At 47.3% G+C, this 15,874-nt stretch carries 10 protein-coding genes and 1 pseudogene; 2 read left to right on the plus strand and 9 right to left on the minus strand.

All coding sequences use genetic code 11. From position 1 onward, the window contains the following. Positions 1 to 16: 16 nt before the first annotated feature. Positions 17 to 1,282: a response regulator gene (locus MTBPR1_RS12000; RefSeq protein ID WP_069189244.1), complete on the plus strand. Its 1,266-nt coding sequence runs from the start codon at positions 17 to 19 to the stop codon at positions 1,280 to 1,282. Between the two features lie 89 nt (positions 1,283 to 1,371). Here MTBPR1_RS12000 and lpdA read toward each other — a convergent pair whose 3' ends face one another. From lpdA to MTBPR1_RS12040, 9 genes and pseudogenes are all read right to left on the minus strand, one after another. Further along, entirely contained in the window at positions 1,372 to 2,775 is a 1,404-nt protein-coding gene (gene lpdA / locus MTBPR1_RS12005) for a dihydrolipoyl dehydrogenase (RefSeq protein ID WP_069189245.1), read from the minus strand. Positions 2,776 to 2,853: 78 nt separating this feature from the next. Further along, positions 2,854 to 4,128 (minus strand): 2-oxoglutarate dehydrogenase complex dihydrolipoyllysine-residue succinyltransferase, encoded by a 1,275-nt coding sequence (gene odhB, locus MTBPR1_RS12010; RefSeq protein WP_338031288.1) that lies wholly within the window; start codon positions 4,126 to 4,128, stop codon positions 2,854 to 2,856. Positions 4,129 to 4,251: 123 nt separating this feature from the next. Next, positions 4,252 to 4,464 (minus strand): annotated as a pseudogene (locus MTBPR1_RS18415) (biotin/lipoyl-containing protein); the annotation flags it as partial. A 17-nt stretch (positions 4,465 to 4,481) separates the two neighbouring features. Continuing rightward, a complete protein-coding gene (locus MTBPR1_RS12015) occupies positions 4,482 to 7,418 on the minus strand; it encodes a 2-oxoglutarate dehydrogenase E1 component (protein WP_069189247.1) in 2,937 nt (978 codons plus the stop codon). A 108-nt stretch (positions 7,419 to 7,526) separates the two neighbouring features. Further along, the gene (gene sucD, locus MTBPR1_RS12020) at positions 7,527 to 8,399 is read right to left on the minus strand and encodes a succinate--CoA ligase subunit alpha (RefSeq protein WP_069189248.1); all 873 of its coding nucleotides are present in this window, start codon (positions 8,397 to 8,399) and stop codon (positions 7,527 to 7,529) included. Between the two features lies 1 nt (position 8,400). Further along, a complete protein-coding gene (sucC, locus tag MTBPR1_RS12025; RefSeq protein ID WP_069189249.1) occupies positions 8,401 to 9,600 on the minus strand; it encodes an ADP-forming succinate--CoA ligase subunit beta in 1,200 nt (399 codons plus the stop codon). Positions 9,601 to 9,701: 101 nt separating this feature from the next. Further along, positions 9,702 to 10,661: a malate dehydrogenase gene (mdh, locus tag MTBPR1_RS12030; protein WP_069189250.1), complete on the minus strand. Its 960-nt coding sequence runs from the start codon at positions 10,659 to 10,661 to the stop codon at positions 9,702 to 9,704. A gap of 421 nt (positions 10,662 to 11,082) precedes the next feature. After that, entirely contained in the window at positions 11,083 to 12,204 is a 1,122-nt protein-coding gene (gene zapE, locus MTBPR1_RS12035) for a cell division protein ZapE (RefSeq protein WP_069189251.1), read from the minus strand. Positions 12,205 to 12,332: 128 nt separating this feature from the next. Next, on the minus strand, positions 12,333 to 13,772 hold the full coding sequence (locus MTBPR1_RS12040) for a methyl-accepting chemotaxis protein (RefSeq protein WP_083223062.1): 1,440 nt from the start codon (positions 13,770 to 13,772) through the stop codon (positions 12,333 to 12,335). Positions 13,773 to 14,028: 256 nt separating this feature from the next. Between MTBPR1_RS12040 and lepA the strand changes: the two genes are divergently transcribed. Then, on the plus strand, positions 14,029 to 15,831 hold the full coding sequence (gene lepA / locus MTBPR1_RS12045; protein WP_069189252.1) for a translation elongation factor 4: 1,803 nt from the start codon (positions 14,029 to 14,031) through the stop codon (positions 15,829 to 15,831). The last annotated feature ends 43 nt before the right edge of the window (positions 15,832 to 15,874 follow it).

The raw sequence follows: 15,874 nt of genomic DNA on the forward strand, positions 1-15,874 counted from the left end.
TGCTAGGACGCCTGCGATGACCCATGAAACCAAACCAACAGAAATCCTGCTGGTTGAAGATGCGAAATTCTATCGCTCGGTGATTAAAAGCCAGTTGGAAAAACAGCTTGGATTTGTTGTGGCCTGCGCTGAAACCCTTCAAGAAGCCGATGAAATCCTTGAAGAACGTGCTGATGATTTCTTTTTAGCCTTACTTGACCTCAACCTTCCCGATGCACCCAACGGGGAAATTGTTGAACATGTAATGAAGAAGAATATTCCTTCTGTTGTTTTTTCTGGTCATTTTAATGAGGAAATGCGCGACGATTTGATGCAAAAACGCATCATTGATTATGTGCTGAAAGACAGCCCCGCCAGTATTGAATACGTGATCTCGACTGTGAAGCGGCTTTATCAAAACCAGTTTGTTAAAGTGCTTTTAGTCGATGATTCTAAAACCGCGCGCTTCCAAATGGGTGAATTGCTCAACCGTTATAAATTCCAAGTGGTTGAAGCCAAAGACGGGCTTGAAGGGCTTGAGGTCCTTGCCAATAACCCTGATGTTAAGCTCGTCATTACTGATTACAACATGCCCAATCTGGATGGTTTTGAATTTACTAAGAAAATCCGCACGCAATATTCAAAACGTGAGCTTTCCATCATTGGCGTATCGACCTATGGCAACCACGCACTTTCCGCCAAATTCATTAAAGTCGGGGCTAATGATTTCATCACCAAGCCCTTCTTAAATGAAGAGTTCTTCTGCCGTGTCTCGCAAAATGTAGAAATTATCGACTACATCAATGCCATGAAAGAATCGGTGGTTACGGATTATCTTACAGGCCTAAAAAATCGGCGTTATTTCTATGAGCGCGGCCTACAGATGTTTAAAGAGTCCCAAGAAGGCAATGGCTATCTGATTGCCGCCATGATGGATCTTGACGGGCTTAAAACCGTTAATGATACCTATGGGCATGACTGTGGCGATGAGATTTTGCGCCATGCGGCGAGTAAGCTGAGACAACATTTTGCCAATATCGGCGTTGTCACCCGTTTTAGCGGCGGTGAATTTTGCGCGATTATGTATCGCGACGGAACTGAAGATATTATCGAGTTTTTCGAAAATATCCGCCATGAGATCGAAACCACACCGCTGCATTACACCAACCAACAGGTTAAAACCAGTATCAGCATTGGGGTGACGTGGCAAAATACTGAAAACCTTGATGATCTGGTCAATCTTTGTGAGCGTTTCTTGCTCAAAGCCAAAGAACAAGGTGGCAATAAGGTCGTTGTTGGCTAAGGCCTAAATCCCCAATATTTAAACAAAGAAAAAGGCTTTTCTGAATGAACAGAAAAGCCTTTAAACTTTTAAAAACAATGCAGCGCTTATTAAGCGTGGATTGCGCGTTTATCAACAGCCAAGGCTGCTTCTTTAACCGCTTCAGGCAAACCTGGGTGACCGTGACATGTACGGGCAATATCTTCAGCAGAACCGCCAAATTCCATCGCCTGAACAACTTCCTGGATCAAATCACCGCCTTGTGGGCCCACAATATGACAGCCAAGAACGCGATCTGTTGTTTTATCAGACAGGATTTTAACAAAGCCTTCTGAATCACCATTTGCCAAAGCACGACCGTTTGCCGTGAAGGGGAATTTACCTTTTTTGTAGGCAATGCCTTCTTCTTTAAGCTGCTCTTCGGTTTTACCCACGCCTGCGATTTCTGGGTGCGTATAAACAATACCCGGGATCACATCATAGTTTACGTGACCAGACTGACCTGCGAGCATTTCAGCAACTGCAATGCCTTCTTCTTCAGCTTTGTGCGCCAGCATCAAGCCGCCGATCACATCACCAATGGCAAAGATGCCTGCAACATTTGTTTGAAGGTCGTGATCAGCCTTAACAAAGCCGCGCTCATCCATTTCAACGCCTGCTTCAGCCAAACCAAGGTTGTCTGTGTAAGGACGACGACCGATTGAAACCAAGCAAATATCGGCTTTAAGTTCTTCAGCATCACCACCAGCGGCTGGCTCCATCGTCAGCGTAACAGAAGATTTTGTTTTCTTCGCTGCTGTCACTTTCGTTGCCAGCTTGAAGTTGATGCCCTGTTTAGCCAGAAGTTTCTGTGCCGTTTTGCGCACTTCACCGTCCATGCCCGGCAAGATACCGTCCAAGAATTCAATCACGGTAACTTCAGCGCCCAAACGGTTCCAGACCGAACCAAGCTCAAGACCAATAACACCGCCACCGATAACAGCCAGTTTCTTCGGAACTTTCGGCAATTCCATGCCACCCGTTGAAGAAACCATGACTTTTTCGTCAATTTCAAGGAATGGTAGGGAAGCAACATCAGAACCTGTTGCGATCACAACGTTTTCCGCTTTGATAACTTCAGAGCCGCCATCATTTAAAGAAACGGTGACTTCATCCGCACCTGTGACTTTACCTTCACCCACAAAGTACTTCACTTTGTTTTTCTTCATGAGGAATTCAACACCAGATGTCAGCTGTTTCACAACCGCATCTTTGCGCTCAAGCATCTTTGGAAGATCAAGTTTCGGTGTCACTTTAATACCGTGGTCAGCCATTTCATGGGCGGCCATTTCATAAAGATGTGTGGACTGCAATAAAGCTTTGGCTGGGATACAACCAACATTCAAACATGTACCACCCAATGTGCCGCGTTTTTCAACGATTGCAGCTTTCAGGCCCAATTGGGCTGCACGGATTGCACAAACGTAGCCACCCGGGCCACCACCAATAACGACAACGTCAAAGTTATCACTCATGTTTCAAATTCCTTGAGATAAATTCAATAAAAAAGCGGGAGCCAGCAATTGCCAACCCCCGCCCATAATTTTTGCCGCTTAAGCGTCAAGCAAGATGCGTTGTGGATCTTCCAGACACTCTTTAACGCGTACCAAGAAGCTCACGGCTTCACGGCCATCAATGATACGGTGATCATAAGACAGCGCGAGATACATCATTGGACGAGCTTGAATGGACCCATCAGGCATGACCATTGGACGCATTTGCGTCTTGTGCATACCCAAGATCGCAGACTGTGGACGGTTCAAAATCGGTGCAGAAAGGAGTGAACCAAACACACCACCGTTTGAAATGGTGAATGTACCACCCATCATCTCATCCATGGTCAATGAACCGTTACGTGCGCGCTTACCGTAATCAAGGATATCACCTTCAATACCTGCCAATGATTTTTCGTCACAATCGCGTACAACCGGAACAACAAGACCTGTTGGTGAACCAACCGCAATACCCACATCATAGTGGTTTTTATATACGATTTCGTCGCCATCGATCTCAGCATTAACTGCTGGCCACTCACGAAGTGCGGTCACACAAGCTTTTGTGAAGATACCCATGAAGCCAAGCTTCACGCCGTGTTTCTTCTCAAAACCTTCTTTATACTGTTTGCGCATTTCCAGAACGCCCGTCATGTCGACTTCGTTCCATGTGGTCAAGATAGCAGCTGTATTTTGTGCTTCTTTCAAGCGACCTGCGATCACCTTGCGAAGACGTGTCATTTTAACGCGTTCTTCACGTGGTCCTTCTGGGCGTGGTGGGATCATCGCACCGTTTGGTGTAGATGAAGCCGCAGCCGCAGCAGGGGCAGGTGCCGCTTTTGCAGGAGCCGGAGCTTTCGCAGGAGCAGGCGCAGGTGCCGCTTTATCTTTAGCAGCCTGACCGCTTTCGATATAAGCCAGAACGTCACCTTTAACCAAACGACCGTCTTTGCCGGTTGCCGGGATTTTAGAAGCGTCCAAAGCGTTATCATTAACCAGTTTGCTCACCGCTGGTGACAGTGGGTGTGCTGTGTTTGCCACACCACCCGCTGGTGCAGATGCAGCCGGAGCAGAAGCCGCAGCTGCCGGTGCCGCAGCACCCGCAGTTGCACCAACAGCAACTTTTGCAACAACTTGACCGACTTCTACGTCAGTATCTTCTGCAACAACGATTTCGGTTACAACGCCTGCAACAGGTGAAGGCAGTTCAGCCGTAACTTTGTCAGTTTCGACTTCACATAAGCCTTCATCAACAGCAACTTCATCACCGACATTCTTCAGCCAGCTTGCAACAGTACCCTCGGTGATTGACTCACCCAGGTTTGGCACAACGATGTCAACGACTTCGCCTGTACCGCCTGAAGCTGCTGGTGCAGCAGGTGCTGCTTCAGCCGCGGGAGCCGCAGCAGGTGCTGCAGGAGCAGCCGCTTCGCCAGCTTCACCAACCATACAAAGGACAGCACCAACTTCTACGTCAGTGTCGTCACCTGCAACGATTTCTACCAATGTACCAGCAACAGGGCTTGGCACTTCGACAGTTACTTTATCTGTTTCCAGCTCTACAAGTGGTTCGTCAACGGCAACGGTGTCGCCGATATTTTTGAGCCACTTTGAAACTGTACCTTCCGATACAGATTCACCCAAAGCAGGAACAGTAATTTCTGTGGCCATTTGTTTCCTCACAAATTCTATAGTTTAGATGCAGCCATTTTGGTCTCACGAGCGAACGGTGTTGGAAGATCTTCCAATTTACCACCGAGGGCTTCTTCAACCAGGAACTGTTGTTCAGCAACATGGACTTTATTCAAGCCCGTTGCAGGTGATGCAGATGCGCGGCGACCAGAGAAACCTGGCAAACCACCTTTGACGCTCAACTCTTGGCAGATGTACATCAAACGAGGGAATACAAAGCCCCAATAGCCCATATTCGCCGGTTCTTCTTGACACCAAACCACGTCAGCGTTGGTATATTTGGAAATCTCTTCCTTAATGGTCTCTTTCGGCCATGGGTAGAGTTGTTCCACACGAACGATGGCAACATCGTCGATACCTTTATCACGGCGCGTTTGCAGCAGGTCATAGTAAACTTTACCTGTACAAAGAACGACGCGTTTCACTTTATCGTTTGCTGTGAGCTGGTCGATTTCGCCAATGACACGCTTGAAAGCAGAGCCCGTTGAGAAATCAGCCAATGTGCTTTGACACAGTTTGTGACGCAGCAAAGATTTAGGTGTCATAATCACCAAAGGTTTGCGGAAGTTACGGCACACTTGACGACGCAGTGCGTGGAAATAGTTCGCAGGCGTTGTCAGGTTACAAACTTGCCAGTTGTCTTCAGCACATAATTGTAAGTAACGCTCAGGACGTGCAGAAGAGTGTTCTGGACCCTGACCCTCAAAACCGTGTGGCAGAAGCATGGTCAAACCGCTTAAGCGCAACCATTTTGACTCACCAGAGCTGATGAACTGGTCAATAATCATCTGGGCACCGTTGGCGAAATCACCAAACTGGGCTTCCCACATGACCAAAGCGTTCGGCTCAGCCAAAGAATAACCATATTCAAAACCAAGAACCGACATTTCGATCAACGGGCTATCGATGACTTCATATTCACCTTGGCCTTCACGAATGTTGCTCAAAGGGCGGTAACGTTCTTCAGTTTCCTGATCCACGATCACAGAATGACGTTGGGAGAATGTCCCGCGACCACAATCCTGACCGGAGAGACGAACCTTGTGCTTATCCACAAGTAGAGAACCAAAGGCCAAAGCTTCACCCGTTGCCCAATCGATACCTTCACCGGTTTCGATCATTTTGGACTTGGCTTTAAGCTGGCGCTGTACCTTCTTGTTCACATTGAACTTGTCCGGTGCAGTGGAAATGGCTTTACCCACTTCTTTAAGGACTTCCTCAGATACAGACGTATCTTCATTGCGGAATTCTTCCTCACCTTTAGCGTTGGCGAAACCTTCCCATTTACCTTCAAACCAATCGGCTTTATTGGGCTTATAGGCGTTACCCGCTTGGAATTCTTCTTCCAGGCGCGCTCTGAAATCGTCATAGATATCCTGAACTTGTTGTTCAGAAAGAACTTTTTCAGCCACTAGGCGCTGTGCATACAATTCGCGTGTTGTAACTTGGTTTTTGATGACCTTGTACATATGCGGGTTTGTAAACATCGGCTCGTCAGATTCGTTATGACCGTGACGGCGATAACAGAACAAGTCGATCACAACGTCTTTACCAAATTCTTGGCGATATTCAGTTGCAATACGGGCCACGTGAACAACAGCTTCCGGATCATCCCCATTCACATGGAAGATCGGTGCCTGAACCATTTTCGCCACATCAGAAGGATACTGAGACGAACGAGAATAGTGCGGTGCTGTTGTAAAGCCGATCTGGTTATTCACGATGATGTGAATTGTACCGCCAACTTTATAACCACGCAGGTCAGACATGGCATGGCCTTCCGGCACAATACCCTGACCAGAATAAGCCGCATCCCCATGAAGCAACAATGGCATCACTTGAGAGCGAGACCCGCCAAGCTGTTCTTGTTTGGCGCGAACCTTACCATGAACAACCGGGTTTACCAGCTCAAGGTGAGACGGGTTGGCTGTCAAGGACAGGTGAACGTTGTTGCCGTCAAATTCACGATCTGCTGAAGTGCCCAAGTGGTACTTCACATCGCCTGAACCTTCAACATCATCCGGGTTGGATGAATTGCCTTGGAATTCAGAAAAGAGCGCGCGAAACGGCTTGTGCATAACGTTGGTCAGAACGTTGAGGCGACCACGGTGTGGCATGCCCAAAACAACTTCTTTCAAGCCCAACTGTGCGCCGCGCTTAAGAATTTGTTCCATGGCCGGGATGAGAGACTCACCACCTTCAAGGCCAAAACGTTTTGTACCTGTGTATTTCTTGTCCAGAAACTGCTCAAAACCTTCTGCTTCTGTTAAGCGCTCAAGAATAGCTGTCTTGCCCTTAACCGTGAATTCAGACTGGTTTTCAGTGGATTCGATGCGACGCTGGATCCAGGATTTTTCTTCTGGCTCCTGAATATGCATGAATTCAACACCGATATGACGGCAGTATGTCTGTTTAACTTTTTCAACGATTTCACGCAGCGTGGCTGTTTCCAGACCAAGTACGAAATCGATAAAAATTGGACGATCCATATCGGCATCTGTGAAGCCGTAGGATTTCGGGTCCAATTCAGGGTGGTAATTATTACCTTCAATGCCCAGCGGATCGAAGCGAGCAATCAAGTGACCGCGTACACGATACGAACGGATCAACATCAATGCACGGATAGAATCCAATGTTGCTGCACGAATGACATCATCATCGGCCTGTGCATAAACTGCACCCGGCTGAGGCTGAGGTGCTGCAACCGGAGCCGTAACAGAACTAACGCCTGTATTAACGACACCGTGGCTCGGCTTATTCCAACTTGGACCGCTGAGGTTCTGGAGTGCTTCCAGACCGTCTTCGCGCAATCCGGAGAAGAAGGCAACCCAGCTCTGATCTACAGAGGATGGATCCTTCATGTAACGGGTATACAATTCTGCCAGATAGACAGTGTTGTTGCCGTTCAGGACTGATTCAGGGGTATCAACCATATTTTTTTCTTTTCCCTAGAGGAGTGCGGCTTTTTCTCTTAGTGGATCCACCGCACTCTTACTCCCAAAACTAGGATAGAGGCGGGACTAACCCGCCTCCAACAATGATTAGCCCAGAAGCTTAACCATTGTGCTACCGATAGAAGCTGGTGAGTCTGCAACAGCGATGCCCGCAGATCTCATGGCTTCCATTTTGGCGTCCGCAGTACCTTGACCACCGGAAATGATGGCGCCAGCGTGGCCCATACGTTTACCCGGAGGTGCAGTAACACCTGCGATAAAGCCAACAACCGGTTTTTTCACTTTGGACTGTTTGAGGAATTCGCAAGCTTCTTCCTCTGCAGTACCGCCGATCTCACCGATCATAACGATGGATTCTGTTTCATCATCACCAAGGAACATGTCCAAGCAATCGATGAAGTTTGTACCGTTAACCGGATCACCACCGATACCGATACAAGTAGATTGCCCCATGCCAGCAGCTGTAGTTTGTGCAACTGCTTCGTAAGTCAATGTACCTGAACGAGATACGATACCAACAGAACCACGCTTGTGGATGTGGCCCGGCATGATGCCGATTTTACATTCGCCCGGCGTGATAACACCTGGGCAGTTTGGACCAACAAGACGTGTTTTAGAATTTGCCAAAGCGCGTTTCACTTTAACCATATCCATGACTGGAATGCCTTCAGTGATACAAACAGCAAGTTCGACTTCCGCGTCGATAGCTTCCAAAATCGCATCAGCAGCAAATGGTGGTGGAACGTAGATTACAGAAGCGTTCGCGCCTGTTTTCTCACGTGCATCAGCAACAGTGTCGAATACTGGCAAGTCAAGGTGAGTTGAACCACCTTTGCCCGGTGTAACACCACCGACCATTTGTGTGCCATATGCAATCGCTTGTTCAGAGTGGAAAGTACCCTGTGCACCAGTGAAACCCTGACAGATTACTTTGGTGTCTTTATTAATAAGAACGGCCATGTTACGCAGCCTCCTTCACGGCTTTCACTACTTTTTCAGCAGCGTCAGCAAGGTTATCAGCAGTGATGATAGGCAGACCAGATTCAGAAAGGATCTTCTTGCCTTGTTCAACGTTCGTACCTTCAAGACGTACAACAAGTGGTACGTTCAAGGAAACTTCGCGTGCAGCAGCTACAACACCGTCAGCGATCACGTCACAACGCATGATACCACCGAAGATATTTACCAAGATGCCTTCAACGTTTGAATCAGAAAGGATCAGTTTGAACGCTTCAGTTACACGTTCTTTCGTCGCCCCGCCACCAACGTCAAGGAAGTTAGCTGGCTCACCACCGTACAATTTGATGATGTCCATTGTGCCCATTGCAAGACCGGCACCGTTCACCATACAACCGATTGTACCATCGAGTTTGATGTAGTTAAGGTCATGCTTGGAAGCTTCAAGTTCCATTGCATCTTCTTCGTCTTCGTCGCGCATTTCCATAACCGCTTTTTGACGGTAAAGAGCGTTTGAATCAAAGTTCATTTTCGCATCAAGTGCAACCAGGTCATCATCACCCGTTACAACAAGTGGGTTGATCTCAAGCATAGAAGCGTCAAGTTCAACGAATGCTTTGTACATAGAAGCCAAGATCTTGGAACAAGCCTTGATCTGTGCGCCTTTAAGACCCAAACCAAACGCAACTTGGCGTGTGTGGAATGGCATGATGCCTGTTGTTGGATCGATAGAAACAGTCAGGATTTTTTCTGGTGTTTCTTCAGCAACAGTTTCAATGTCCATGCCGCCTTCAGTAGACGCCATGATTGTTACGCTGTCTGTTGCGCGGTCGATCAAGAACGCGAGGTAAAGTTCAGAAGCAATGTCACAACCGTCTTCGATGTAAACACGCTTAACTTCTTTACCTTCAGCGCCAGACTGGTGAGTGACCAGTGTGTTGCCGAGCATTTGTGTTGCGTTAGCTTCTACGTCGTCAACAGATTTAACAACGCGAACACCGCCGGCTTCGCCAGCTGCTGCTTCTTTAAATTTACCCTTACCACGGCCACCGGCGTGAATTTGGGATTTAACAACAAAAACCGGACCACCGAGTTTTTCTGCTGCTGCGCGAGCTTCTGCAGGTGTGTATGCAACACCACCGTCAAGTACGTTAACACCGTACTCTTTTAGAAGCTGCTTAGCTTGATATTCATGAATATTCATCTTTGCTTTGCCTCAAAGTTTGGAGGACAACCCCCCGGGATAATTTTAAGAACGTTCCCTACAAAAGAACGGGGCGATTTTAACACCGCCCCAAACTTTCATTATTTATTCATTTGTTCTTTAGTCGCTTCAATCAAGCCTTCAACAGCGTTGATTGAATTGTCGAACATCGCTTGTTCGTCAGCATTGAGTTCAATCTCAATAACCTGCTCGATGCCGTTCTCACCAATGATAGTAGGAACGCCAACGTAGATGCCGTCTTGACCGTACTTGCCACCGTCAACCCATGCTGCACAAGGCAACAGGCGACGTTGGTCTTTCAGGTAAGATTCAGCCATCTGGATAGCAGAAGCTGCTGGAGCGTAGAACGCAGAACCAGTTTTCAACAAGCCAACGATCTCTGCGCCGCCATCACGTGTACGTTGAACGATTTCGTCCATTTTCTCACGTGTCGTCCAGCCCATTTTGATAAGATCAGGAACTGGGATACCAGCAACTGTAGAGTAACGCTCTAGCGGTACCATTGTGTCGCCGTGACCACCAAGTACGAAGGCGTTTACGTCTTCAACAGATACGTTGAATTCTTCAGCCAAGAAGTAGCGGAAACGTGCAGAATCCAAAACGCCAGCCATACCCACAACTTTGTTGTGCGGCAGACCAGATACTTCGCGCAGTGCCCAAACCATCGCATCGAGTGGGTTTGTGATACAAATAACGAAAGCGTCTGGAGCGTATTGCTTGATGCCTTCACCAACAGACTTCATTACAGAAGCGTTGATGCCGATCAAATCGTCGCGGCTCATGCCCGGCTTACGCGGTACACCAGCAGTTACGATTACAACGTCTGCGCCTTCAATGTCTTTATAGTCAGTCGTACCTGACATAGATGCGTTGAAACAATCAACAGGTGATGATTCAGCAATATCCAGTGCTTTACCTTGTGGAATGCCGTCTGCAATATCAAACATGACGATATCGCCAAGTTCTTTGAGACCAGCTAGGTGAGCCAAAGTGCCGCCGATGTTACCAGCGCCGATTAACGCAATCTTGTTCCGTGCCATGGAGAATTTTCCCTCGATCCGGTTAAATAAATAAAGCTGAACTTTGCCTTATATTCATATAAGACGAAAGTCCAAAAACCCGTCCGAGCTTAGTAGCGTGATTCTTGACTAAGAGCAAGAATTGTTTCGAAAAACCGCCCTGCTTAACCCCGCAGAAACCCTAGCCTTTGTATGGGAGTGGTCTTACCATGATACGTATTTATTGGTATGACCATGAACGAAATTTTCGAAAAGCGAGAGAACCCCTAGGGTTTAATAATATTTCAAAGAAAAATGCTGTGCTGCAACATTAATTGTTTCTGGTGATACCATGCGCTCACTGCATGAGGTGACCAATAAAAGCGCATGCGCGAATCTACAGCCATGTGGTTTTTGCAAAAAAGGATTCGCGATTTACCACAAAGCCTTTAGGGTCAGGACCCTAAGTCAAATGCTCCGCAGAAAGATAATCTTCAGACTGCATTTCCATCAGGCGCGATACGGTTCTTTGAAATTCAAACGCCCCATCCCCAGAAGGATAGAGTTTTTCCGGCAAGGCCGCGGCTGAACAGACCAGTTTGACTTTATGTTCATAAAGCGCATCGATTAAATGGACAAACCGTTCTGCCTCATTGCGTTTAAGCGGGGACAACTGCGGGATAGCCTCAATGAAGATCACATCATAAAGGGCGGCCAGCTCCAGATAGATATTGGCCCCATAGGGTTTCACGCATAAATCAGCAAAAGTGAAATAGGCGATTTTCTCAAAAGCCTTGGGTACATCAATGTTGCGTGACTTGATAATCACATAATCTTTTTTGGCCTGACCCTGCGTCATCTCTTCAAACTGGGCATGAAGCTGGTCGCGTGCTTCCATATCCAGCGGGTAGAAAAAAGTCTGCTCGCCACTTTCACGGCCCAAACGATAATCGGTCGGGCTTTCAAGCTCCATCACATCAAGCTTGTGCTTGATCATATCAATGAAAGGCAAGAAACGCTCGCGCTGCAGGCCCTTTTTATAAAGATCATCGGGCACACGGTTAGAGGTCGCTACAATCACCACGCCAAGCTCAAACAAAGTTTCAAACAGGCGGCCCAAGATCATCGCATCGGCAATATTGGTGACCTGAAATTCATCAAAACATAACAGCCAAGCTTCTGTCGTCAGCTGCCCCGCCAGCACTACAATGGCATCTTCTTTTTGATCAAGCTTGGCTTCACGAATGCCTTTAAGGCGTTCATGGACTTCGCGCATAAATTCATGAAAATGCACCCGACGCTTAGCCTCAACAGGGGCACCGTCAAAAAACAGATCCGTGAGCATGGATTTCCCACGGCCCACTTCCCCATACATATACAGCCCTTGAGGCGGTGTGGGGGTTTCCTTGCGCTTACCAAGGCCAAAACGCGCACGCCAGCCCGTTTCCCCACTGGAGGGTTCATAAGACTTCAAGGCATGGTGGAGGAGTTGAAGCTTTTCAACAGCTAATTCCTGAGCCACATCGGGATGGATTGATCCTTCGCGCAACAATTCACGATAATTGTGCATCGGCCCTTCAACCATCACCTGCTCCCCTTATTTCAGCGTTATTTCCTTTATTCTTAATGCATTTACTAGAAGCGATACAAATAAAAAGTGATCCCCACATAAATATGGAGATCACTTTATAAAGAAATATAAGGTGCAGACGATTACAGCTTATAGCCGCTGCGCAATCCGCCCCAATGTTTACCTTTAACCATAATCGGGGCTGAAACATCTTTCATCATGACAAACTGCCCGCCACCCATATCACGGCGATAGGCCTGAACAAGGAATGGTTTTTCGTTACGCCCAGACGCCAAACCAACACGGTCATTAAAGATCATGCGGTTGCGCGAATTGGCTGTATTCCATTCCACATCGCCCTGTTTTTGTGCTTTAGAGAACATGGAGTTATGAACTGGCAAATATCCATTGGTATCCACACAAGCCGCAAACACAAACTTCTCATGAGAGGCCTGAATCGGGTCTTGGATTTCAGTGAGATACTTATCCAAGAAGCGCAACGCCTTGTTGGTATATTGCGTCGGGTTTGATCCATCGACCTTGATATAATTGCGATCAAACAAATCATCCATGGAAATTTCACCACGCTCGACCGCTTGCTCAAACAACTCAGAGACGGTTTTAGCCCCATCCACAATCTGCTTGATAAAGAAGCTATCTACCGTTTCCACACCCAATTGGTTGGTAAGTTGGATCAAGTCCGCACCGAAATCGCGCAACTTACTGATCCGTTCATTACAACCGCTTAGGTCTGTGCGATTTTCTTCAGCACGCGCAGACATTTCTTCAAGCTGTGTCACCACCCCATCCACATGAACATCAATAGAAGAGGTCGCTTGGTTAATATTCACAAGTTCGCCATCTACCTTGGCAATGGCATCACCCACCAGATTAATGGCATCGCCAATATCTTTGGTGCCTTCTTGGGCTTCTGCTGCATTGCGCACACCACGGGCACTTTCACCCATAAGGAGCTCAACCTGCGTCCCTAAATCTTCCAAAGTCTGGTCAATCTGTTCAGTTGCTTTTGCCGTTTGGCCTGCAAGGTTCTTCACCTCAGAGGCAACAACCGCAAAACCTTTACCGGCTTCACCTGCGCGCGCGGCCTCAATAGTGGCATTCAAAGCCAGCAAGTTTGTCTGAGAGGCAATTTTCTGAATGACGCTGGAGACACCACGCACCTCTTCCAAGGCACCGTTCAATCCGGTGAGGCGTTCTTCAATGTCGCGCACAAAATCCACAAGGGTCTGGATATTCGCAAGCGAGACTTCAACCTTATCGCGCGATTGCGTAACATCACTATTGGCTTTTTCCGCAACCGATAAAGAGGTCTGGGCAGCCGCAGCAATTTCATCTTTTGTCTGCGCCATAGCTGCCGCAGCTTCGCGAACCAGATTAAAACTATCTGTCTGCTTATTAATACGTGCAGTGACATCTTCAATATTGCCGGCCACATCAGCGATCTCGATTACGATATCACCTGCATCAACGGCAATCTTCTTGATGACTACTGCAACTTGGTCGTCAAAATCCTGCTGATTAGCAAAATCCGACGCGTCTTTTGCGACGTTTTCGTCGTTCACATTTTCCTCCCTAGAAGAAGCGTACCCAATTTTTGGGTTATTCGTTTATACCAAAATGCTCTTATTTCGGTTTTATTGCAACAGTGTAAAACAGATAAGACGATTATGTTTTAGTATAATGTTTTACAAATACATAAAGTGATAAACTGCTCAAAAGGCTTGAATATAGTCATGCTGAATTGATTTTGTTGCGCAAAAGCCAACAAACGCTTATACCAAGCTCGGTTTCAATTCCTTATTATAGTGATATATAAACATGACTGACCTGTCCCATATCCGTAACTTCTCCATCATTGCCCATATTGATCATGGAAAGTCCACCTTAGCGGACCGTCTCATCCATCTTTGTGGTGGATTGTCTGATCGCGAAATGCAGGCACAAGTCCTCGATAATATGGATATTGAACGTGAGCGCGGCATCACGATTAAATCCCAGACGGTACGTCTTAAATATACAGCCAAAAATGGCGAGACCTATCAGCTCAACCTGATGGACACGCCGGGCCATGTTGATTTCGCCTATGAAGTTTCCCGCTCGCTTGCGGCTTGTGAAGGCTCCCTCTTGGTGGTTGACTCCACCCAAGGGGTTGAAGCTCAGACCTTGGCAAATGTGTATCAGGCCATTGAAAATGATCATGAGATCATCCCTGTTCTCAATAAAGCTGACCTGCCCGCAGCCGAGCCTGATCGCATCCAGCAACAAATTGAAGATGTGATCGGCATTGATGCCAGTGGCGCCGTGTTGGTGTCAGCTAAAACAGGACTTAACTGTGAAGAAGTTCTAGAATCCATCGTCACTACATTGCCTGCCCCAACGGGTAATAAAGACAATCCGCTTCAAGCCCTGATCGTTGATTCTTGGTATGATCCATATCTGGGTGTGATGATTTTGGTGCGCATTGTGGATGGGTCCTTAAAACGCGGCATGAAGGTCTCCTTCATGAATACCGAAACCGACCATCTGATTGATCAAGTGGGTTGCTTCTCTCCAAAAATGGAAAAATTGGCTGAACTTAACCCAGGTGAAGTGGGTTATTTCACAGCGGCAATTAAATCTGTGGCGGATGCCGCGGTTGGTGATACGGTAACGGAGACCAAAAAACCCGCAAGTGAACCACTGGATGGGTTTAAACCTTCTACCCCTGTGGTTTGGTGTGGTCTCTTCCCAGTTGATGCGGCAGATTTTGAAGATTTGCGCGAGGCCTTGGGTAAACTGCACTTAAATGATGCCTCTTTCCATTTTGAGCCGGAAAGCTCAGCCGCGCTTGGTTTTGGTTTTCGCTGTGGCTTCCTTGGTCTTCTTCATCTTGAGATTATTCAAGAACGTCTTGAGCGTGAGTATGACCTTGATCTCATCACAACCTCACCATCGGTTGTTTATCGTATGCATATGAATGACGGTGAAGTCATCACCTTGCATAACCCGGCTGACATGCCCGATGTGACTAAAATTGATCGGATTGAAGAGCCTTGGATTAAAGCGACCATCATGGTACCCGATGAATATCTCGGTCCTGTTTTGCAGCTTTGCACCGATCGCCGTGGTGAGCAAATGGAGCTCACTTATGTCGGCTCACGCGCTATGGCGGTTTATCGCCTGCCACTTAACGAAATCGTCTTTGATTTTTATGACCGCCTTAAATCCTGCTCGCGCGGCTATGCCAGCTTTGATTATGAGGTGGATGAATATCGCGAAGGTGATCTGGTACGTATCCAGATTTTGGTCAATGCAGAACCCGTTGATGCCTTGGCCTTTATGGCGCACCGTTCACAATCTGAAGGCCGTGGTCGCCAAGTCTGCTCGCGCTTAAAAGACCTGATCCCGCGCCAACTGTTTAAAATTCCGATCCAAGCTGCCATTGGCGGTAAAGTGATCGCGCGTGAAACCATCTCTGCCATGCGCAAAGATGTAACGGCGAAATGTTATGGTGGTGATATTAGCCGTAAGAAAAAACTTCTGGAAAAACAGAAGAAGGGTAAGAAGAAGATGCGTCAATTTGGTAAGGTTGAAATTCCGCAAACCGCCTTCATTGCAGCCCTTAAGATGGGCGACGATTAAAGGTAATTTATATAAAATTTTACTCAATTTGAGTCCTTATATA

It is taken from the genome of Candidatus Terasakiella magnetica (assembly GCF_900093605.1).
In the GTDB taxonomy this organism is placed as follows: Bacteria; Pseudomonadota; Alphaproteobacteria; order Rhodospirillales; family Terasakiellaceae; genus Terasakiella; species Terasakiella magnetica.

Bases quoted from the DNA above. Each gene is read 5' to 3' on its own strand.
- MTBPR1_RS12000 (WP_069189244.1), top strand. From the start codon at position 17: ATGACCCATGAAACCAAACCAACAGAAATCCTGCTGGTTGAAGATGCG.
- lpdA (WP_069189245.1), bottom strand. From the start codon at position 2,775: ATGAGTGATAACTTTGACGTTGTCGTTATTGGTGGTGGCCCGGGTGGC.
- MTBPR1_RS12015 (WP_069189247.1), bottom strand. From the start codon at position 7,418: ATGGTTGATACCCCTGAATCAGTCCTGAACGGCAACAACACTGTCTAT.
- sucD (WP_069189248.1), bottom strand. From the start codon at position 8,399: ATGGCCGTTCTTATTAATAAAGACACCAAAGTAATCTGTCAGGGTTTC.
- sucC (WP_069189249.1), bottom strand. From the start codon at position 9,600: ATGAATATTCATGAATATCAAGCTAAGCAGCTTCTAAAAGAGTACGGT.
- mdh (WP_069189250.1), bottom strand. From the start codon at position 10,661: ATGGCACGGAACAAGATTGCGTTAATCGGCGCTGGTAACATCGGCGGC.
- zapE (WP_069189251.1), bottom strand. From the start codon at position 12,204: ATGGTTGAAGGGCCGATGCACAATTATCGTGAATTGTTGCGCGAAGGA.
- lepA (WP_069189252.1), top strand. From the start codon at position 14,029: ATGACTGACCTGTCCCATATCCGTAACTTCTCCATCATTGCCCATATT.